Here is a 22435-nt window from a genome sequence, read left to right as displayed (position 1 = left end):
CTTGGAAAATCGGACTTTCTTTGATATACCGCATCCCTTACATACTCGGGCGTTTCCCATTCCGGTCAGGATTGCCGAACTTCAGCGGATCTACAGTCTGCCCGAGCCTGGCAACCGGAGCTATTAACGCCTCGATAACCGTTTTTATTTTTATACTCATCGTCAAATCCTCATGTCGCTAATTTACTTGCTGCTTTCTGGCATATTAACCTTTCAACGCGCCGACCAAAACTCCTTTTACAAAATACTTTTGCAGAAAAGTAATAAAATAGGCATCGTCAATGAAGAATATAAAAGCTTACTTAATATTACATCGTCCCGCGAAAGAAAATAAGCCCCAAACGAAGTGCAAATAGACGATCGCATTGATAAAGCAGCAAAGGAGCTGTCCCACAAGGTCTGTTGCAACCTGAGGGAAGCCCCTTTTAAAAATAGCTCTGTTAAACTTTGTTGTTGATTTTCATTATTTAAGTAACGGGCCTTAAAAAAGAGCGGAACTGCGAATGTTCAGTAATCACAGAAACAACGATTCTGTATGAAATTTCATATAAAATTGGGCTCTTCGCTTCAATTAGAGTACTTTTGTATGATTTTTCGTATATAACTATGGATATTACCATTTGAAGGATAAATCTGTATGATTTTTCGAGTACATATATTGGGGAACGATAGTTTCGAATTGTTCGCTAACTGTTTGATCAGCCGATCACCGCCAAATGATCCTTCAATGCCATTCATCATATAGTCATTTTTATGATTTACTATATTGAGCTTAGCCATTCCTTCAGTTTTGCAACTTCAGTTCCCGCCAGCATCATGATACCAATCCCGTGATTATCATTGGTTACCGTGAGGAGGTCGTATTTGTAATAATCGGCGGTAAAGGAGTAGCGCGAGCCGCTGCAAACCCCGTGCACGTTGCCCTGACGGTCGATAGCGTACCGAGTCAAACCGTCCCAGGCTTTCATTGACGCTTCGATAAATCTGTCCGGATCGCTAAACCAGCCGAATCGAACACCTCTTGCAAAAGCATAGGCGAACATCGCCGTACAAGAGGCTTCCAGGTAAGCGTCCGGATCGTTCAGCACTTGATGCCAGAGCCCGCTCGGAGCCTGGAGGCTGGCGTAGCCTGCACACAACTCGTTAAAGAACGCGACCAATTCCGGCCGCGCCGAATGATCCACGGGCAGTGCTTCCAGCACCTCTGTCAGCGAAAACAGTGTCCAACCATTGCCGCGCCCCCAAGGAATGCCCGTAGCCTTGCCGTATTTAAAATCAAATACATGCGACATGATGCGCTGTTCCGGCATGAACAAGTACTTGCGGAATAACAGGAACTGGTTGGCGGCTTCATCGAGCGCTTCGCTGCTATCCGTGACCTTGGCGTACCGGCATAGAAACGGCGTGCTCATGTACAGATCATCCGCCCACATCGTATTTTCGGAGTATTCGTCATTGCATTCCCGATAAAATGCGCCGTCTTCCTTCCTTTCCAGCTTGCGGAGGATGAAATCGGCGATTCGCTCCGCAATCGGCAAGAAGCCCGGATTCGCGCATTCTTTATAGGCTTCCAGCATGGCGGAACCGAAGGAGCCGCAGTTGTCCAGCATTTTCATCATCACAAGCTGCTGATTAATCGCCGGGAAACCGTATTGCTCCCGGTCCCATAAAGAATATTCGAACATGTCCGTACAGGACCGTACATGATCCGCTGCATACCCGACGATATCCGACCGATCCAGGAATCGGCCCGTTTGCAAAAGCCCATAGATCGTTACGCCTAACGGATAATCCCATCTGGCATAATTCGTGACACTGCCTACGGTCCATTTGTTGCTCAGCATCGCGTTTTCATAGTACGGCCGAATCCAGGCATCCGGACCGTCTAAGCGCCAATACGTCTTATCACGCAGCTGAGCGGACTCCGACTCTCCTTCTTTTGCATATAACCGGTCTGTTCTTACCAGATCCTCATAATCGAACCGGACGCCAGATTCAAAAGGTCCAAGATACAACCACGGTTTATTCGAACCGAGTACATCCACAGGAGCGCTCAACGCAACCGGCACTCCCCCGACATCGGCATCCAACTTGAATTCCCACGAGTTGCCTCCACAAACGCTGCGGACGAGCAGATCGTGCTTGCCGAACGAAAGCGGCACTTCCGCCTGAAAGCTGCCTGCCTCCGAAAGCTCCAGCACCTGCCTGCCATTCACCCAAACCGTTAACGGACCTGCCGCAGTTCCCGCCAGCACGCAAGATGCTTTCCCATAGCTTACTTGATTCAGCTTCGTCCAAGCATACGCTTGTTTGCCTGGCTGTAAGCCGAATATTCGCTCACAAGCTGGCTCACCCCATTCACTCTCGCTCCAATTGTATTGAGGCAGCCACTCCAGCCCGTTCTCTAGCTCTGAAGCATGCGCGTCCGGCAGCGGTCTTCCATCGAACACATCCGTATCTACCGGAGCCGAATAGACCCATCCGGCTTGTCCTTGCCTATCGGCAAATGGAGTCAGTACATTCAGAATCCGCACCTTCGCTTCATCCGGCCCGAACAAGCAGCCGAAGCCGGCTGTCGTGTTCATAGCCTTGATAAAGAGCCGGTTCCAACCTTTAACGAAATTCAAACTTAACTTCACACTTGCATCCGGCTTGATCTCGTCAATCACATTGGAGCGGTATGCCGGTTCGCCATTAAAATAAAACCGGATCGGACCCAAGCAGCGAATCAACACATCCAAGCTCCGCTCACCGTCACTCCATACCAACCCGTAAGCATATGCATATTGGCCCGGCTTCGCCTCCGGAAACCTCCGGCCGAGATTCAAATCAAACAGTCCTTCTTCCGTCTGCCATACACCGGACTTGTGAAAAGCCCTGTAGGTAAAAGGGACCGGCGGGTTAGCCCCGATATAACGATCCGCCAGCACCTTCAAAATTTGTTTATCGTCATCTCCCAAACGGGATTGTACACTCTCAAGCTCATGAAAATAGGTTGTCATATCCGCCTTCCTTTCTACAACATGCGTATAGTGAACGTCCGCTCGAACGGAGTCAACAGGTTCACATGGACGTATTGGCAGCCTGCCGGGTGCTGGTCCTCACGATTTACGGGCAGCCAGTGCTCATAAGCCCCCCCGGTAATTTCGATCGCATCGCCGTTCACCGCGTATCGCACGGAACCGCTCTTCAGCATATATTTCCCTTCGCCTGCTGCTTGCAGATCGTTTCCGATGATCGATCCCTCAGCGCCAAAAATAAACGTGACTTGCGTGTAAACATCCTCGCGCTCATCGGACTGGACGCAAATCTTCCATTCCGATGCGCCGGGCATAATTGCCGCCTGAAGCTTATGCGTCTGCAGATGCGTCATTGAGCGGTGCTGATGCGGCAGCAAGTACCAGGGGCTGATCTCAGCAGCTCCAGATCTTTCAGGCAAAAATGGATGCGGAATCGGTCCGTTGTAGCCTTTTTGCATTTCGACTCCCAGCTTGTAGATGCCCTGCTCGACGGAAAAATCATCAAACTTGACGATTCCCGGTGAAAAGGAAGTCGACACTTTTACGCCAAGAAGCCTCACCTGACCATGTCGAAGCGAGAAAAACGAAGGCGTTCGGGTCATGATCGTCGCACTGGTATCCTTCTCACGAATCCGCACAAGTGGGGCGCCGAAGGCCAGATGCATACTGCTGTGCTCAATTTTCATATGATGGCCGACACGGTCGATCTGCTGCAAATGCTCGCTCAGCGGATGACGCCCATTGATGACTTTGACATAGCTGTCCGGCAGCGGTGCCCGCTCTAAATCAGCAATATCCGCTTCCGGAAATAAAAGAAGCCCCAGCAGCGCATGGTTATTCACTGCGTCGGAACGTTGAATAACCGAACCTGCATAATCCGACATTGCCGCAAATAACGGATCTTTATCGTGCGCCGCCATCAGCCTGTAAATCAGAAAGTAGGGTGCCATGTCAAAGCTGTGGCCAAAATCCTGACGTCCGGAGTAATCGGTTACCACTTCGCCGGACGGATGCACCAGATAAACCATCATGCGCAAATTTCGGCGTACGCCTTCCATCCATTCAGGCCGGTTCAGCAGGCGGGCCGTATGATACAGCGCAATATCGCTGACCGCATTGTAAATCCCGTTGCTTCGCTCGGTCCATTCGCCGTCTTCCGTGATGTCTACGCCTTCAGCCAGCCACTCCTCCGCTCTCGCAACCAACTCGGGCAGCGGGAAAATCTCGTGCAGCAGCGCTAATGCGGCGGTAATGACCCAACGATGGTTCGGCGTATGGCATCCGCCTGTAAGCATAGCCGGAATGGTACGCTCCAGAAAGAGCTTCACTTTCGCCGCCGCGGGCTTTACAGCCGCCCAAACCCGAGCCTCAAGCAGCTGATAAATTTGCGTTACACCGCCTACGACAAAAGCCGTATCCGGCGGGGAATTAAAGTTCGTCGAGCCAAGTGTTATCGTACCGTCCGCATGCTGGCGGTTCAGCATAAAGTCCGCTGCCCGGTCAAAAGCGGCCAAAAGCGCTTCATCCCGATAATAACGCGACTCCGGATTCACCAAAGCGGAAGCCCATTCCGCCATCACTCTGGGCGTATTCAGATGGTTTGCCCGCGCAATGCCCGTATCGTCGATGATGCCGCCGAAATATTTGGATGCAGGATCATTGACCTGCAGCTGAAGGGTCGACACGATATGCGCGTCGTTATTTTGTACCAACTTTTTATAAATGGGATCCATCCTACATACCTCTCATCGCTTCGATTTTATCCGTAATAAGCTTGTGGCTCTCATGGATTTCTTCCGGCTGGCATGCAGCCTTCAATTCATATACTTTAACTTGTGCCAAATCGATCGCTTCAAGGAAATGGTCAAAGAATTTAAGGTCCTTGCTGTGTACATATGGGCACCAATGATCGGACAGTTCGAGCGTTTCATGAATATGCACGCCATAAATATAGCGTTTAATCTCTTGCAGCTCTTTAAGATTATCGTACAAGCCCATCCGGTCCATCATCATCGCGTGGCCGATATCGTACCACAAATACACCGGGCTGCCCTTCAAGTTATCGCAAATCGTTTTCGCTTCCATCAATGCAGGCATCTGATAACAGCGGGAACGCGTTTCGATGCCGATGGCGACAGACCATCCTTTCTTTGCTGCATGCTCGCTTACATGCTCCAGACTTTCCTGGATCCTTCTTGTGTATATTGGACTTAAGCGCTCGCGTCTTTCAGACATTTCATTCCATAGTCTTTGGTACTCCGGCGAATCCTTGCCGTGTTCCCGATAGAGCTTCTTCAAATCCGAATCGATGTTATATTCGAACGGAACTTCACCCGGATGCACAACGACCGCTTTAGCTCCATAGCGATCCGCATATTCCATAGATCGAATCAGCAGCTCTACCGAACGCTTCCGCTTCGCTTCATCATCGAATCCGAGCATCACAGAATCCGTATCATAGTCTTTGTCATCAATAAAAGGAAATACATTATGCACGCTGGAAACGCCGATTTCCCCTTTTTCAATCATGGGCTCTATAGATTTCATCAGCTCGTCCGTCACGTTATAGTTCAGCTCCACATAGCGAAAGCCTAACTCTTTAATTTCCTCGATCATCTCCCGGCCGGTCGTATGTCTTTTGATGTTCCAGCATGTAGAAAATGAATATTCCCCTTTGTCCAACATCTCTGTTTCCAACTCCTCCACACACATTGATGTGAGAAAAGCCAGTCTTCCCTCGCTTTACAGGGGATAAACCGGCTTTCCTTAAAAGCTCAAGTATTACTCCTGAATATCGCTCAACCAAAATACGGAATTTGATCGTGCTGACAAATTGGAAGCTTCCATCAAGCGCGTCAAATCAAGCGCTAATTGAATGTTTTCTGTCGCTGTCGTTCCGTTTTGGATATGTGAAACCCATTGTTCGAAAGCCGATGGAAGAGGTACCGGCAGATCCGTTTGGACTTTCCATCCATTTGAAGCCTCACCTATTAGTTTGCTGCTGCGCAAAAGCAATTTATCGTCGGTTCTGGAGTAGAACAAACTGCCCCCGGTTCCCTGAATTTCGATAACAAACTGGGAATAGCTGTTCACAAATCCGGCTTCGACAATGGCCAAAGCGCCGCTTGGATAACTTAAGATGGATAAGGCATTATCCTCAACCTCTCGGCCTGTCACAAAACCGTAACTGGCACTGACACAATCCGGGAAACCCAGAAACAATCGGGCCAAGTACATAGGATGACAGCCAAGGTCAATCATCGCTCCCCCGCCGCACTGCTCCAGGTCGAAGAAATGGGCGGGAAGCCCGCCATTCGGCGCTCCTTCCGTGGGCAGCGCGCCATTGTGAGCCAGACGTATGCGCGCCAACGTTACATTGCCAAGCAGCTCATCGCGCAATATATGCTGTATGGCTTGCGTAAATGCAGTGTTCAAACGAGGCAGCGATACAACCAGCTTCACTCGGGCAGCTTCTACAGCAGCCAAAATTTCAAGACACTCTTTCGTTGATGTGGCGACTATTTTTTCGGTAAAGATATGTTTGCCCGCTTTCGACGCCGCAATGATAACGTCCCGATGCCTGTTCGTAGGGGCAGTCACAATGACGGCGTCAATTTCAGGCAAGGATAGAAGTTCTTGCAAGCTTTCGTAAAACGTGACGCCAAGCTCCTCCGCCTTGTGCCGTCCCCGCTCCGGCACTTCATCCCATACGGCCACGATTTCCGTATCCGGATGCTCAGCAGCCTGACGTGCATAATCCTTCGCATGAACATGCCAAAAGCTTAACATGGCTACTTTAATCATGTCCGACTGCCTCTTTCCGGCTAAATTAGTCAAAATAAACCGCATTTGCCCCTACATGGAAAAAGCCGGACATTCAAGCGATAACTGCGTGAGCAGTAATATCGCGTGTCCAGCCCCTCCTTTAACTTGAATTACTTCATTTGCTCCATTTGTTGTCTGGCAATTGTCAAAATATCCTTGGCAAGGAACGCTTTATCTTTATTTTCCGCATACCATTTGTTCATAAAATCTTCAAGCTGTTTGCCATTGGCTTTATCCCATGCCGCTTGTGCGTCTTTAATCGCCTGTTCCGGGCTGTATTTCGCACCGCTGATGATGGCCTTAACAAAAAGGTCTGTTTGCTCTTTAAGAATTGTTGCATTAATCGTTTGGAGATCAGCAGGATAGACCGGCATATGTTCCCCATGTGTCATTGCAGGGTATTGTCTTTGCGAATCGAAATAAATTTTCTGAAGTTCTTTATACATGTCCGAACCGGCTTTTTGTTCAGGTACCGCATTATTAAATCCGTTTAGAGTAAAGAAACACTTATCTGTTCCTGTAGAGTAAAACATTTCATAGTCTAAAGCGTAGCCGACTTCATTTTTCGATTTCAATGGATCGATGGTCTCACGGCAGCCATTGGCGCTCTTCTTCCAATGTGTCCCTTCGTCTCCGTTAATAACCTTCAAAGCGGTTTCCGGTTTCATCATGAAGTCAAGATAGCGACCGACAGCTTCCGGCTCCTTCGACTTGGCGTTCACAACCGTCGTCATTTGCACAGGATTATCTAGACCACCGGTAAATATCCCCATCGGTGATTTCGGATAGCCTAACGGAGCAATTTCCGCACTTGCAACATTTTTCTTCAGCGTTGCAAAGTCATTCATCATAAAGTCAAAAAATCCGCCGCTATATTTAACGTAAATGCCGATTCTGCCGTTCAGGAAGTCTTGTTTGGCCTTTGCGCCGTCTTTATCATTGATATAATCTTTATCGATAATGCCTTCGTCATAGAGCTTCTTCTTAAATGTTATGGAGGCTAGCTGATTTTCCCACAGCGGGACTACCTTTCCATCCTTAACTCCCCAGGCAATCAAATCCTTGGACGAATTTTCGCCGAAAATTTCGTTGATGGCTTGTTCCGAATATGTGCTCATGTTCATCCCGTACGTATCTTTCTTACCGTTGCCGTCAGGATCTTGTTCAGCAAACGCCTTGGCTACTTTCATAAGCTCTTCCGTTGTTGTCGGCATGCTCAAATTCAGCTTTTTCAACCAGTCGGTACGAATTAATAACATGTGCTGTATTGTAGCTTCTTTTACTTTACCGATTTCATAAATCTTGCCGTCCGGTTTCGTTCCCGCTTTCTTCAGCTGAGGATACTGGTCAAGCAGCTTCTGGTATTCAGGCATGTATTTTAAGATGTCGTCAATGGGAAGCAGCTGCTTTTGGTCGTACAAGCTGTTCCTAAACGGCGTGTTGTACTCGTTCACAATGTCAGGCGCAGAGCCGGATGCAAAAAGCACATTTAATTTTTTCGTAGACTCGCTGCGGAGGACGGGAACGTATTTCACATTCACAGGACCGTTTTGATTGATCCATTTGGTCCAACGATTTTCCTCATAGTTCCCCTCCGACGCAGGAACCCCTCCCCGATCATACATGGAAACAGTAACATTTCCGCGTTTGGCAGCTGCTGACTCCTTCGGAGCATTCGTAGCCGTGTTACCGGCTGCCGCACCCTCTTTCTTGTCGCTGCTGCATCCAACAAGCGTTGCCCCTAATGCTACGACCCCTATTGTCATTCCCATCCACAGCTTTCTTTTCATGCGCATACCCTCCTATTTATATTGAAAAGTTTTGGTAAACGTGGAGCCCCATTTGGTTTAACCCTTAACAGAACCAAGCATAACGCCTTTGACAAAATATTTTTGCAGAAACGGATAAACGATCAGCATCGGAACCACCATCACGACAACGCCGACAGATTTGACCATTTCCGTAGCAACCATTAGCTGCTCTTCTGGTACCAGGGAAGGTGAATTCAGGATATCGTTTTTTTGCAGCATCGCTTGGACAACGACCGTCAAATTCTGCATGCCGCCCTTATTGATGTACATCAGAACGCTCATAAACGCATTCCAATAGTTAATCCCATAGAACAAAGCTAAAGTGGCCAGCATCGGAAGCGATAACGGCAATATGATTCGAAGGAGGAGCGATACATCGCTGCAGCCGTCAATTCGCGCTGCTTCTTCCACTTCATGAGGAATATTCTCAAAGTAGCTTTTCATGAGCAGCATATTATAGGTACTGATAAACCCGGTGAGCCACAGAGACCAAAAAGAGTCGATTAAGGACAGGTTTTTTACGACAAGATAAGTAGGGATTAACCCTCCTGAGAATAGCATCGTAAACACCATGGCAAGTACAAACTTGCGCCGTCCTATCAGATAGCTTCTCGACAACGGATAGGCTGCCAATATCGTTCCCAGCATACTAATCACAACACCGACAACCGTAATGAAAATGCTATTTTTAAAAGCTGTAAAAGCAGGGGTTGTCAGAAAAAAAACCTTATATGCCGTAAACTGCAAGCCTACCGGCCAGAAGAAGACATGTCCCGAATCTACGGCCGAACGCTCGCTCAGCGATAACGCTATGATATGAATAAATGGCAGCAGACAAGTCAAGGCAATGGCCCCGAGCACAACATAATTGACTGCGTAGAAAATTTTTTCTCCTTTTGTTGCTTTCATGCGGACGCCCCTCCTCGTTATCAGAATAAAGCTTGGTCAAATTTGCGGGCGATCCTGTTAGCTACCAGTACGAGTGTACAGCCAATGACGGATTCGAACAGCCCCATCGCCGTAGTTACGCTAAATTGCGCATTTCCTAAGCCTATCTTATAAATATAAGTACTTATAACTTCCGACACGTCAGCAACCGCTGAGTTTTGAAGATTATACACCTGATCAAAACCGACCTCCATCAATTGCCCCATGGCCAATATGAGCAGAAGGATGATCGTGTGACGAATGCCGGGAATCGTAATGTGCCACATTTGCCGCCACTTCGAAGCGCCATCCATGCCTGCTGACTCGTAAAGCGCAGGATCTATGGTCGTCAATGCGGCCAAATAAATAATGGTGCTAAACCCCATCTCCTTCCAAACACCCGAACCGACGAATATGGCAACCCAGGAGCTTGACTCGTAAAGGAAGGTAATTGGTTCAATCGATAATAGTTTAAGTATCTTATTGATTGAGCCGTAATCCGTTGCAAATAAGGACAACACGAGACCTGCTACGATGACCCAAGAGAAAAAATGCGGCAAATAGATGATCGTTTGCAACCACTTCTTAAACCACGTCCGCCTCACTTCATTGAGCAGAATAGCCAGGAAGATAGGGACAGGGAATCCGACAGCCAGATTCAGAAGGCTGAGCCAAAAGGTGTTCCAAATAATTTGCAGCGTTTCCGAGCTAGAGAACAAAATCGAGAAATTTTTCAGGCCTACCCATGGACTGTGCAAAATACCATCAGCAAAATTGTAATTTTTGAAAGCGATAACAAGTCCGCCCATCGGCCAGTATTTGAACAGAATATAGTAGGCGAACACGGGGATCAGCATGATGAACAAAGGAATATTTTGTTTCAGCCTTCTTCGATTCAATATCGAAGCACGACTTACATGCTTAGCGGATATGGGGGCAGGAGATTCCTTGAGACTTCCGTTCATGAATGCTTCACTCCTTACTTCTTTGTATACCCTTATATTAAAAGTTTAGATAAAAAAAACCCTTAAAAATTTATAGAATAATCTATAAATTCATTGGGTATCCGATCTATAAACTATACCTTGTCGCAATTTCTGTACTCCTTCGGCGACATTTGATAACGCTGCTTGAATACATTTGTAAAATAATTCGGTTCGTCGAACCCGACCGCTCCGGCGATCTCGAATATTTTCATATCGGTATTCCTCAGCAGCAAAGCTGCTTTCTCGATACGGAAACGGGTTACATAGGAAGTGAAGCTTTCCCCTGTAGCCTTCTTAAATGATGCGCTGAAGTAGCTCGGATTCAGATGAACATGTGCCGCTACGTCCGTCAATCTGCATGCTTCGTGATAATGCTCCTCGATATATTGAGCCGCTTTTTCGATCACATTATCACTTTTGGAGGCCTGCCAATTGTTAAAAAGAAGTATAAAATTCTTTACTTGTTTACTTAGCCATCCGATAACTTCTTCTGAAGTCCAATAGCTTTGCGGCAATTCACCGGGGATTCTCGCCAAAGGCTCGGTTCCATCCGGATCGAATTCCTTCTGCATTAATTTTTGCAAAGCAATGGAAAGTGCCAGCGCCCCAATTTTCATCTCATCTGAAGGTTTGCCTGACAGTTCCGTAAGCATCTGATCCAAAAGCTGCTGGAGACCGATCGACTGGCCCATCAAAATAGCGGACATCAGCTGAACTTCCATTTCTTTCACCTTGGCTTGATTCAGCGACAGCAACATGCCTGGCATAGATTCTTTTTCACCTGCAAGCTTATTGTCGGCAGCGCCTTTAACGATCCCATCGGTGTTTTTATATAATTGCGTCAAATGTTCAGCAGACTGAGCCGTCCCCATTAGAATCATCTTTAAGCGAATTTTTAAAAATTGTAAGGAAGCGCTTCGAATCTCTTCTCTCAAGCTTTCCCCGACGCCATTGTGTTCTGTGACCAATACAAAGCGATCGTGCTCAACGAGAATAAGCCGGGCATCTACCCCCGAGCTTTTCATTAGCTCTTCGACGATGTTGGACAGTGCGAACTGCAGCAGGCTCCTGTCGCTTTTCTGATAGTCCGGCTTCACGAAATCATCATGGTTACATTGCAGCAACCATAATTCACTGCCGGAAAGTAATTCATTCAAACCGGGCGTGAAGCGTGAAGTATGGGGCAAATCCAGCAAAAACGCACGAAGGGCCTGATCCTGCCCCAGTCTCTGCTGTACAAACTCTTTTTGCTGCTGCGTATATCTTTCGTAGAAGCACTCAGACGCTTTGTTCAGAACCTGCCGGACATCCTGCTCCGTGCAGGGTTTGATTAAAAGATCGAGCGCTCCATGCCGCACTGCCGCTTGCGCATACTCGAAGTTCTTGTACCCGGTCAAAATGATCACAAGCAAATCCGGATAGCTCTGCCGCAAATGCCCGACAAACTCGATTCCGTCCATGATCGGCATGCGGATATCGGTCAGCACCAGATCAGGCTTCACCTGATCCAGCAGCGCCAGCGCATCCTGCCCATTGCTGGCCTCGCCCGCAACGGTCCATCCCAGTCCGCCGCTCTCAATCATCTTCACCAGTCCCCGGCGGAAATTCGACTGGTCTTCCACAATTAACACCTTGCCGTTAAGCATGCTTCAGCTCTCCTGTCTCAATGGTCGAATACGGCAGTATTAGACGCATCGTTGTTCCGCTATCTACGACACTAATCATTTCAAGCCGGTAGGGCTCTCCATAAACAAGCTCAATTCTCCTTAATACACTTTGCACGCCAAGGCTTTCACGACCATCCGTCCGCTGCCGGGAAGCCCCTTCGCGCCCAAGCAGCTTAGAGATGGTCTGCTGATCCATACCGCAGCCATTATCCATCACTTCGATTTCCAGGAAATCTCCTGCCTTCCTTGCTTTTATGAGCAATACCTTGTGGGACACTTTATTACGGAAGGCATGTATAAAGACGTTTTCAACCAGCGGCTGTAGAATGGAGCGCATCATTTTGCAGTTCGCCACCTCTTCCTCCACCTGGATGATCGTTTCCAAATCGGATTCAAACAGTTCACTTTGTACCTTGACATAGTTACGGATTTGTTGGAATTCTTCCCCTACTGTGGTTAGAGTTCGTACAGGCATTAAAGAGTACTTCAGCATTTCCGATATCGCCGCGATTAAGGATGCCGTCTCTTTCTCATCATTTAAATAAAGCTTCCAATAAATCTCGTTAAACATATTATGCAGAAAATGGGGATTTAACTGAGCCTGCAGTGCCTTAAGTTCAGCCTCCCTTTCGCTGAGCTGCGTCATGTATACTTCCTTGATCAGCCGTCCGACGTGTTCCGCCATGGCATTGAAGCTTTCACCGATGTAAGCCAGCTCATCCTTCGTACGAACCTTGATTCGGGTATCGAAATCCCCGGCTCTCACCTTGCGCAGTCCTTGCAGCAGTTCCTTAAGCGGTCTCAGCAGATTCCCCGTAGACAGCACGATCAAACCACTCGTCACAAGCACACTGATAAAGCCGGAAAATAAAATTCGCTGAGACAGGTCCCGGTTCTTCTTGTCAATCTCTTCGATCGATGTTCCGCTAACCAGCTTAAAGGAGACGGCACTCGATTCACTTTGGACAAAGAGATGTCTGCCCATCACCTGCGTATGCTGAAGATCCCTCAACAGGTTAAGAGCTTCCCTTGAATCACTTGGCGAGTTGCTGTACAGCAATTCCTTCATCTGATTGAACAAATAAACCTTGCCCGTGCCGTCCTTTGTAAGCTCCTTGACAGAGTTGGAAAAAAAGGATTCGTCCATCGTCATGACCAGCATGCCGTACGTATTCAAAGAACTGTTTTTCATCAAGCGGGACACCACAATCGATTTTCTGAATCCGCTCGATTCAAGGGAGCTTGGCAATTCCATGTTCATCCAGACCAGATTCCCGGAAGTGTCACCCAGTTTAGATCGAATGCGAGTAAACGTCTCGTCGTCCAGTTCATTAATAGACGAACTCGTGTAACTGAAATAAGAAGGGTTTCCGTTCAAGTCATACAAATACATCCCCGTAACGTAGGGTGCATCGAATTTGATTTGCATGATTTGCTCTTCGATCTGCCTTTTATCAAAGTACAAATTAAAAGAATCGGCATCTTCATTCGTATTGATTTGACTGATCATCTTCTCAATTTGCGGATTAAAGACAATCAATTGCGAGATGCGCACAATTTCCTGTACTTTTAACTCCATCTTAGCCATCGTTTCTTCGTTTGTCCGTGAAAACTGCTTGCTGATTTCATCTTCAAACAGCTTCAAGTTATATTGATAGGTGAAATAGCCGGTTATTCCGAAAGCCAGCAAAATAATGCCGGACAAGCTGAGAATCAGTTTGATCCTAAAACTCCTGTTGACTCCTACCAGGTCTCGCAACCAAATCGGCATCTCATTCCCCCGTTTGTCAGAGTTGGGACAATCCCTTATCCGACATTATAACAGTAAAATCGCTAATCCGCGCAAAAAAACTGCGTAAGCTCTTCAAGGCTCACGCAGTTGCTTAAAAGTGCGGCAGGTAGCTGACCGTCTGGACGACTCGTTTATTCCTTTTTTTTGGAATGATATCCCGCAGGATCATCGATCAGTATTTGCTTTCCGCCGTTTCCCATGACTATCTCATTTGCCTCAAACTTTTTCTCAAAATCATAGCCGGGCCCCTGCTCCCACGGAACACGCCCAGGAAGGACAGGAGCCACAATATAGGGCACCATGGCCGGTTCAGCCGGCGCGGCGGGAGCGGGCCAGAGATAGCCCAGCGAGGACCAAACCGATCAGCCCCACCACTATGGCCACGATAGCCCCGGCTCGCCCGTTGCCGGTACCGAAACCACCGGTGGTGTTGACCAGATGCAGCCCAGCTAGGACTATGCCGATCAACCCCACCACCGCGGCCACGATGGTCCTGAGTCGCCCGGGGGTTAATCCGTATCCAATATTACCGTTGGTCACTTCAGCAGAGGCAATAGTTGGCATAAGTAGAAGTGTACATAGTATTACGAATGAAACTAGCTTCATTTTCATTTGTTAATTACTCCTCTTTGTTGTTTTTGCAAACTGTATATATATCAGCTTATAGCAATCACTTCTTGTTCTTCTAATTGATGGTTAGATGCAAATGAGATATGTTAGATTACAAACGCTGTACAAAAATCAAGAGAATGACAATGCCCGTTATTCCATATAGTGCAATGATTTTAGTTCGAAACATTTGCGTTCTTCTTACATCCACATTTACAACAAAGTTAAGCGATACTCCATTAATGATCAGGAATAAAAATAAAAGCATATAATCGAATATAGTAGGAGGCATCATTTCCCTCCATTCCTATTGAAGATTACTCGGCTTCAATAAGGAAGCCCTGCTCTGCGGGTTCCTAATTATGCTTTCGCGAGGGCTTGAGTCTTCCTTGCTATTGATATCGTTGCCCCTAGTAACATGAAAGCAAGTACCGGATGAAGAGCGGATAAATATCCAATCCCAGACGGTAATTTTGCACTGACCACTATCAAAATGATGATGCCGATCAAACCTGCACTACGCAATCGAAGAGAAAGCGGCAGCCGAGCGACGAAAGTAACGACGAGCATCAGGATCGGAACAATGATTAGCAGTCTGGAAAAGCCTGCATGGCTGGCCCATTGGGCCGAATTCCAAAACAGTGCGAGACCGGCAAGAAACACCTGGATCAAAATGCAAATCGCAAATATCCATGCTATTGCTTTAAAGACCAAACGCGCTCCAACTACGAGCGGAGATAGATTGGATGCTTCCACCGCGCGATCCCCGACTTTAGGTTCACCGCGGTTTAAGGATAGGTTACTCATCTTTGAATCCTCGCTTTCGATAAAAATCTTTTTTATATGCAAGACTTTTTTCTATATAAATGACTTAGTTGTTCCGTATCTCTATTTCAACTTTACATTGCGCTACTCTACACTTTATATCCGAGGTCTTCGATAGCTTCATTAATTTGATCTAGCGCTATCGTGCTTCCGTTATACTCAATTGTTACGGAATTGCCGGATAAATCCACCGCCCCCTTAGCGCCGAGTTCAAAGAGCGCTCTCTCAATCGACATCGCACACATTCCGCAGTTCATTCCTTCCACTTTCAAAAATTACGTCTCCCTGAATCCGATCCTCCAGATGAATTGTTCTTTTTGATCTTCGCGGCTATTTCTCTCCTTTCACAGCCAGTTTACACAACAAATGTCGAGAACTTATGCAGATCTTCCTCTCTTTCCGTGCACTTCTTTAAGAACGTGCCAAATCGCGGTATAATTTCGGTAAGATTTAGATCTCGAATAGAAGCAGACTAAAATGGAAGATGGGATGGGAATGGAACCGAAATTGTTGCTTGTGGAGGACGAACCGGGCATGCTGGAGGAGATGCAGACCTATTTGCAACGTGAAGGGTTCCGGGTATTGACCGCCTGTACCGGCAAGGAAGCGCTCATCATTGCCGGGTCTGAACGGCCTGATCTCGTCGTGCTTGATTGGATGCTTCCCGGGAAAAGCGGAATCGACGTATGCCGCGAATTAAGGCAAACCTCGCATTGCGGCATTATTATGGTTACGGCCCGATCTGATGAATCGGATAAAATCGTCGGTCTGGAAATCGGCGCGGATGATTATTTAACGAAGCCGTTCAGCTTGCGCGAGCTCGCTTCGCGGATCCGGGCTTTATTTCGCCGCCTACGCGGACCTGAAGACAGGCAGATGTTCCTGGAAAGAGACAACTTGATCATTTCCGAAGCTAAATGTCAGGTATTCAAAGACGGTCAGGAAATCCTATTGACTCCTACCGAATTTAAAATTCTGTTCACGCTGGCAGCTCGTCCCGGTATCGTCTTCAGCCGTTTGCAATTGTTAAAGGCAGCGTTGGAGGATGAGTACATGGGATACGAGAGAACGATGGATTCCCATATCCGGAACCTTCGCCGCAAGCTGGGAGATGATCCGGCCAATCCCCGTTATATTCAAACGGTATATGGTTTCGGTTACCGATTCGGAGAACGTTCATGAAGATGACGGTCCGGATGAAAATATTTGCCTATATGGGACTGCTGGTGCTCATTGTAGGTATCACTTTCTCCATTACAACGAAAGTCTACACAGGCAGCTTGATCGATCAATTTCAAAGGGAACGAATCGATGACAACTATTTGAGTGCCACGCCCGAAGAGCAAATCGCGATCTTTAAAGCATATTTCCTTGACAATATGAGGCTGAGCAAACTTCTTCAAGTCACGCAGGGCGTGCGCTTGTTCTTTTTTATAGTGATCGGGTTACTCTTCAGTTATTGGATATCGGGGGTGCTGGCCCTCCCGCTCAAAAAGCTTATAGCCGCCATAGAGCGCGTGGCGCAGGGCGACCTGAACGTCAAAGTACCTGTAGAAACGAAAGATGAGTATGGGAAAGTCGCCCAAACGTTCAATGATATGACGTTTCGCCTCCGTGAAGCCGAAGAAGCCCGCAGACGATTGGTGGCTGATGTCGCTCACGAGCTTCGCACGCCGCTGTCCGTTATGCAGCTTAAACTGGAAAATTATCAGCAGGCCGGCTACCATGTCCCGCCGGAAATGCTGCTTCGGATTCATGATGAAGCGATCCGAATGAGCCAGCTTGTAGATGATCTTCATGTCTTGTCGCTCGCCGAAGCAGGCCTATTGTCGCTTGATCGCAAACCGCTCGATTTGACGGTTCACCTAGAACGAATTGTGGACGACGTGAAATACGAAGCGGAAGAAAACGGATTGGACATTCGCCTTTATACGATTTCGAGGCCGGTTACCGTGATGGCCGATGCGAGACGGATCACGCAGGTTTTCTTTAATTTGCTGACCAATGCGATTCACTACACGACACGTGGAGGGAAGATTACGGTTGAAATCGAAGACCGGGTCGTTGATCGGAATGCGCTCTTTGCACGTATCTCGGTGATCGATACCGGCATCGGCATACCGGCGGAAGAGCTGCCCCACCTATTCGATCGATTTTACCGCGTAGACGAAGCGCGCTCGCGGCATACAGGCGGTACTGGGCTCGGATTATCCATCGTCCATCATTTTGTAAGAGCCCACGGCGGTTTCATCCGCGTTGCGAGTCAGCCTGATGAAGGTACTATATTTACCGTTTATCTGCCTATAGGCAATGATATTTAAATAGTTGATAACCCCGGCGCAAAAACATGCAGGAGCGATTCGGTTACCTTAATATTGCTGCAGCCACATTAGCAACAGTCTAAGGACTATACGTCCTAGACCGCTGATCCGGACTGATTGATACATTACTTGGTTGCCATCTGATCACCAGTGTGGTGTACTCTTCTTCTGTCCAGTTGTGATATCTCCGGTTGCAAGATGATGAAGACGATACACGGTAAGCGCCACCAAATTCTTCGAACTCGTTAGAGCGGCCGGCATAGAAGGAATCGGTTAATTCTTAACGATTTCAGATACTTGTTTTTCCGTAGTATAATGTTTATTCCCTTCAATAATGTTGTTACCTGTTGACGTTGCAGCCCTTGCATTCACTATTACAATTATGGAACAAAGGAAATCCCTTGCCCTACAACGCCAAAAAGAGTCATGCAGCCGCAGCCACATGACTCATTCCTCCATCTTCCTTACATATCATGAATCCAAATTATTAGTGCCCTCGAGGTCCACGATGTCGATGCAGATCGTTAATAAACTCTAAACAACATTAAAATTTAACAAATCAGCGACTTTCACCGGCTGTCCCGTCCGGATGGCACGGTTCGCCGCTATACCGACAAGGATCGAACGGGCTCCGTCTATGTGATCTGCCGCTCTGTTGAACCGGTCATCCGCCGGCTCGCCGAATAAGTCGCGCAACAGAACCGGATCGCCTCCGCCGTGACCGCCAATGCCGCTCTCCACTTCGACCTCGTACGGCTTCCCGAACATGGGAAACATACGGATCTCTTTATTTTTTACCGCTCCTTCCAGCGCTTTGTCTCCACCCGAATTAACATACGACTGCTCGACAATTGTCATCTCCAGCCTTCCTTTGCTCCCGTTGAATGCTATGCGATAGCCTTCCCAAGGGGAATAGGCATTGAGCGAATATGTCAAAATAGCCTTGCTCTTATAGCGGACAAGCACCCCCATAGTATCCTCAATGCTGATGCCGTCGCCGAAAACATTTTGATCGCGATGGTAGCCGTCCTCGTGTTCAGCGTCCAAATACATCGCTTTCAACCGCCCGTTCCGGTCCAAATGGAGCGCGAAGGGATCGTTCTCCGCCAGCGGATTGCCCGTCGCCCTGTCGTAGAACCGGACGACGCCGCGTTTTTCCGCATTTTCCCGGCCATAGAAAAGCAAATCGCCAAAGGCGAAAACAGTGTCCGGTTCGGAGCCGATCCAGAAGCTGACGAGATCGAAGTGATGCGTCGATTTGTGCACGAGCAGTCCTCCGCTGTTCCGCTTGTCGCGGTGCCAGCGCCGGAAATAATCGGCGCCGTGCTTCGTGTTTAAGAGCCATTCGAAGTGAACAGAGTGAACCTGGCCAATGGCATCTCCTTCGATCAACTCGCGGACTTTCGAATGGTGAGGCGCGTAGCGGTAGTTGAATGTGACGCGCAAGCTGCGTCCCGTCCTCTCAACCGTATTAAGGATTTGCCGGCATTTGTCCTCGTCAATCGTCATCGGCTTCTCCGTAATCACATCGCAGCCCAGCTCCATGGCACGAATGATGTAGGTATGATGCGTGCGGTCAATGCTGGTTACGATAACGGCATCCGGCTTCTCGTTTTCGATCATTCGGTTGAAATCATCCGCTTTATAGGTACGCACCGCAGGATAATCGTATTTTTGTCCCAGCAGCCGCTTCGCGTAATCCATCCGGGTCTGGTTGACGTCGCATAACGCCAGCAGCTCCGTTGTTTCGCGAAAGTCGGTCGCCATGGCGGAATAAAAGAACCGCGCCCGACCGCCGGCTCCGACTAACACGTACTTCTTCTTGGAAGTCATGCGTTTCACCCTTTTCATGGAGATAGATACTCGAATCATTTGAAGAACGGCTTCAAACTGAAGCCTCCAGCGTAATCAGATCGCTTTCAAAGGTGTAACGTCCCGAGCCTAGCTTGAGGCGACTCTCCCCTGCCGTTAAATCAAGCAAGCGACAACCCTCTACGGCCCCGACTCCCGCTTCGATTCTTGTGCCATCGATGGCGGACACGCTGCCCGGCACATAGACGGTAGCCGTCGTATTAACGGGAATCGTCACCTCAAGCCGGAATGTCTTTTGCTCGGATACGCTCCATGCCACTTCAATACGTCCGTACAAAGAATCATAGGCTGCCTTCACCCATTTCAAACGTCCCCCCGGTCTCGGCCGGATAATCGTATGCTTAAATCCTGGTTCGGCTGGGTCTGCCTCGATGCCGGCCATATAACGGAACATCCATTCTCCGACTGATCCCAGGGAGTAATGGTTAAAAGAATTCATTGAAGGCGTCTGGAACCCGTTATGATCCGTCCAGCCGTCCCAACGTTCCCAAATGGTTGTTGCTCCATGCTTGATCGAATACATCCAGGAAGGGAAGTCCTCCTGCGTAAGCAGCGTATAGGCAACATCCAACTTGTGATGATCCGTTAAAGCAGGCAGCAAATATCCGACGCCAAGGAAGCCCGTCGATAAACGGTCTCCGCGCGCGCGGATGTCTGCGCTCAGATGCTCGGCGGCCTGTTTGTTTTGTTCCTCCGTCAACAAGCCGAACTGCAGCGCGAGGACATACACGGCCTGTGTTTCCCCGCGAATGCGTCCGTCTCCATCCACAAACGTATCCCGAAACGCTTTGGCAATCGATGCGAACATCGCTTCATAACGGATCAGATCAGGCTTCCGCCCAATTACACCGGCGATCCTTGCCAACAACTTTGCGCTGTAGGCAAAATATGCTGTTGCCAGCACTTCTTTCGGCGTGTCCGCATCGATCGACAGCCAGTCGCCATAGTTGGCATAATCCGGCCGTACGAAATCTTCGCTGTTGTCCCGAAGGTATTCCACCCAACTTGCCATCGCTTTATAATTGGATTCCAGGATGCGGATGTCACCGTACATCAAATACAAGGTCCATGGGATGATAACGCCCGCGTCGCCCCAACCTGCATTGTCAGGAGCGAACCAGTTCAGGTTCGTATTCCACATTTTGTGCCGGATCCAGCCTGCGTCCGGCGCCACATCGGCGAATGCCCCCGACGGCTGTTGGCTGTCGACCATATCCTGGATGTATTTGGTGAAGAAGCGCGACACGTTCATGTTGTACGCCGCCGTTCGGGCAAAAATTTGCGCGTCCCCGGTCCAGCCAAGCCGCTCGTCGCGTTGAGGGCAGTCCGTAGGCACGGAGAGGAAGTTGCCCCGCTGCCCCCACGTAATGTTGGCATAAAGTCGATTCACCATCGGATCATTCGTCTCAAGCCGCCCGGTCTCCGGCATATCGGAATGTACCACTTTGCCTATGATCGACTCCAAATCCGGTTCGCCGGGATAACCGATCAGCTCCACATATCGGAAGCCGTGAAATGTAAAATGCGGTTCGTATCGCTCTTCCCCGTCACCCTTCAACATATAATGGTCCTGCTGCACCGCCTCCCGCAAGTTGTCCAAATATAAACTGCCGTCAGGATTCAACATCTCAGCATGGCTGACGGTCACCTTGACCCCCTGAGGTCCCTGTACCTTCAATTCTGTCCAACCGACCATGTTCTGCCCCATATCATAAATGTATGTGCCCGTTTCCGTGCGGCGAATTGAGACAGGCTTCCGCGTTTGCATAATGCGAACCGGAGGCTCCGCAGTTCCGACGAGCAAGCCGTTGTAGCCCGAGCGAACGTCCGGCGTCTCCCAAGTGCCGGCAGCCGTATAACCGGCACGATCCCAGCCGGACAGCTCCAGGCGGGCATCATACGTCTCGCCTTTAATCAGGTCGGAATATAGGATCGGTCCTTTGGCAGTCCGCCATGACGAATCCGATCCGATGAGCTCGCTCGTGCCGTCATCATATTCGATTTTCGCCTGCAGCAGCAAAAAAGGCCGTTCCCCATACACATGATTCCCTAGGAAACCGACTGTTCCCGCAAACCAGCCGTCGCCCAGGATGACGCCGAAGACGTTTTCGCCGACTGTCAATTCGTCCGTAACATCATAAGCCTGCACTTGTACGCGTGTGTCGTAATCGGTCCAGCCGGGCGCGAAGAGCGCCCCGATCCTTTGGCCGTTAAGCCGAAGATCGTACAAACCAAGCGCGGTTGCGTAAACGATAGCACGGCGCACGGGTTTCACGATTCGGAAGCTTTTGCGCAAATAAGGGGGCGGCTGCAGCTCAACCTCGGGCTCAGCCTTGCGCCCGATCCATTTCGCCTTCCAATCTGCGCGTGACAGCAGCCCCATCGACCAGAAGGCGGGCTCACTCCAGTCCGACGCTACTCCGAGGTCGTCCCAGACGCGGACTTTCCAGTAATAGGTTTCCCCGGAGCGCAGAGTCTCCCCTGCATATTCAATGTGAGTTGATTGATCGGATGCAGTTTTTCCACTATCCCACATATCCGCTTCTTCCCGGTCGAGCCGTTCCCGAGACGAAGCGACCAGCACTTGATACATGGCCTGAACGGCCGACCGTCTTCTCGATTCCAGCTTCCAGAACAAGCGCGGCCGTCTCACATCGATCCCAAGCGGGTTACTCGCATATTCCGTTAAACAGTCAGCAATTGTTAGACTCACAACTCTACCTCCGTAAATTAAAAAATCTTAATAATTTGTATTATAGAAGGAGTTATCCCCGCAGTTA

17 protein-coding genes are annotated in these 22435 nt (G+C 48.8%); 2 read left to right on the top strand and 15 right to left on the bottom strand.

Going from position 1 to position 22435, the window contains the following annotated elements; translation table 11 throughout:
• Positions 1 to 37 precede the first annotated feature (37 nt).
• The 13 genes from ICC18_RS34255 to ICC18_RS00930 all read right to left on the bottom strand — a co-directional run bounded on the left by ICC18_RS34255 (position 38) and on the right by ICC18_RS00930 (position 15728).
• A complete protein-coding gene (locus tag ICC18_RS34255) occupies positions 38 to 160 on the bottom strand; it encodes a hypothetical protein (protein ID WP_262495824.1) in 123 nt (40 codons plus the stop codon).
• Positions 161 to 761: 601 nt separating this feature from the next.
• Positions 762 to 3002 carry a glycoside hydrolase family 88/105 protein gene (locus ICC18_RS00985; RefSeq protein ID WP_188172517.1) on the bottom strand — a complete coding sequence of 747 codons (2241 nt, stop codon included), beginning with the start codon at positions 3000 to 3002 and terminating at the stop codon, positions 762 to 764.
• 14 nt (positions 3003 to 3016) lie between these two features.
• Entirely contained in the window at positions 3017 to 4753 is a 1737-nt protein-coding gene (locus tag ICC18_RS00980) for a hypothetical protein (RefSeq protein ID WP_188172516.1), read from the bottom strand.
• A gap of 1 nt (position 4754) precedes the next feature.
• Positions 4755 to 5705, bottom strand: a complete 951-nt coding sequence (locus ICC18_RS00975; protein WP_188172515.1) for a sugar phosphate isomerase/epimerase family protein — start codon at positions 5703 to 5705, stop codon at positions 4755 to 4757.
• Positions 5706 to 5801: 96 nt separating this feature from the next.
• The gene (locus ICC18_RS00970; protein ID WP_188172514.1) at positions 5802 to 6824 is read right to left on the bottom strand and encodes a Gfo/Idh/MocA family protein; all 1023 of its coding nucleotides are present in this window, start codon (positions 6822 to 6824) and stop codon (positions 5802 to 5804) included.
• Between the two features lie 131 nt (positions 6825 to 6955).
• Positions 6956 to 8635: a type 2 periplasmic-binding domain-containing protein gene (locus ICC18_RS00965; protein WP_223192237.1), complete on the bottom strand. Its 1680-nt coding sequence runs from the start codon at positions 8633 to 8635 to the stop codon at positions 6956 to 6958.
• A 57-nt stretch (positions 8636 to 8692) separates the two neighbouring features.
• Positions 8693 to 9565: a carbohydrate ABC transporter permease gene (locus ICC18_RS00960; protein WP_188172512.1), complete on the bottom strand. Its 873-nt coding sequence runs from the start codon at positions 9563 to 9565 to the stop codon at positions 8693 to 8695.
• A gap of 20 nt (positions 9566 to 9585) precedes the next feature.
• Positions 9586 to 10440 carry an ABC transporter permease gene (locus ICC18_RS00955; RefSeq protein ID WP_223192296.1) on the bottom strand — a complete coding sequence of 285 codons (855 nt, stop codon included), beginning with the start codon at positions 10438 to 10440 and terminating at the stop codon, positions 9586 to 9588.
• A 221-nt stretch (positions 10441 to 10661) separates the two neighbouring features.
• Complete coding sequence (locus ICC18_RS00950; protein ID WP_188172510.1) at positions 10662 to 12215, bottom strand: response regulator transcription factor; 1554 nt, start codon at positions 12213 to 12215, stop codon at positions 10662 to 10664.
• Entirely contained in the window at positions 12208 to 14007 is a 1800-nt protein-coding gene (locus ICC18_RS00945) for a sensor histidine kinase (RefSeq protein WP_188172509.1), read from the bottom strand. The genes ICC18_RS00950 and ICC18_RS00945 overlap by 8 nt, the downstream gene beginning before the upstream one ends.
• A 330-nt stretch (positions 14008 to 14337) precedes the next feature.
• The gene (locus tag ICC18_RS00940) at positions 14338 to 14640 is read right to left on the bottom strand and encodes a DUF6223 family protein (protein ID WP_188172508.1); all 303 of its coding nucleotides are present in this window, start codon (positions 14638 to 14640) and stop codon (positions 14338 to 14340) included.
• Positions 14641 to 14997: 357 nt separating this feature from the next.
• Positions 14998 to 15444, bottom strand: a complete 447-nt coding sequence (locus tag ICC18_RS00935; RefSeq protein ID WP_188172507.1) for a DUF6220 domain-containing protein — start codon at positions 15442 to 15444, stop codon at positions 14998 to 15000.
• 107 nt (positions 15445 to 15551) lie between these two features.
• The gene (locus ICC18_RS00930) at positions 15552 to 15728 is read right to left on the bottom strand and encodes a heavy-metal-associated domain-containing protein (protein ID WP_312029479.1); all 177 of its coding nucleotides are present in this window, start codon (positions 15726 to 15728) and stop codon (positions 15552 to 15554) included.
• 229 nt (positions 15729 to 15957) lie between these two features.
• Here ICC18_RS00930 and ICC18_RS00925 point away from each other — a divergent pair, with 229 nt between their 5' ends.
• Complete coding sequence (locus ICC18_RS00925; RefSeq protein WP_188172506.1) at positions 15958 to 16644, top strand: response regulator transcription factor; 687 nt, start codon at positions 15958 to 15960, stop codon at positions 16642 to 16644.
• Positions 16641 to 17783, top strand: a complete 1143-nt coding sequence (locus tag ICC18_RS00920) for a sensor histidine kinase (RefSeq protein WP_188172505.1) — start codon at positions 16641 to 16643, stop codon at positions 17781 to 17783. The genes ICC18_RS00925 and ICC18_RS00920 overlap by 4 nt, the downstream gene beginning before the upstream one ends.
• A gap of 534 nt (positions 17784 to 18317) precedes the next feature.
• Here ICC18_RS00920 and ICC18_RS00915 read toward each other — a convergent pair.
• Entirely contained in the window at positions 18318 to 19616 is a 1299-nt protein-coding gene (locus ICC18_RS00915; RefSeq protein ID WP_188172504.1) for a Gfo/Idh/MocA family protein, read from the bottom strand.
• A 52-nt stretch (positions 19617 to 19668) separates the two neighbouring features.
• Positions 19669 to 22368: a glycoside hydrolase family 78 protein gene (locus ICC18_RS00910; RefSeq protein ID WP_188172503.1), complete on the bottom strand. Its 2700-nt coding sequence runs from the start codon at positions 22366 to 22368 to the stop codon at positions 19669 to 19671.
• Positions 22369 to 22435: the final 67 nt, after the last annotated feature.

Source organism: Paenibacillus sedimenti (genome assembly GCF_014534655.1).
Lineage (GTDB): Bacteria > Bacillota > Bacilli > Paenibacillales > NBRC-103111 > Paenibacillus_E > Paenibacillus_E sedimenti.
This window is presented reverse-complemented; position numbering and strand designations above follow the sequence as displayed.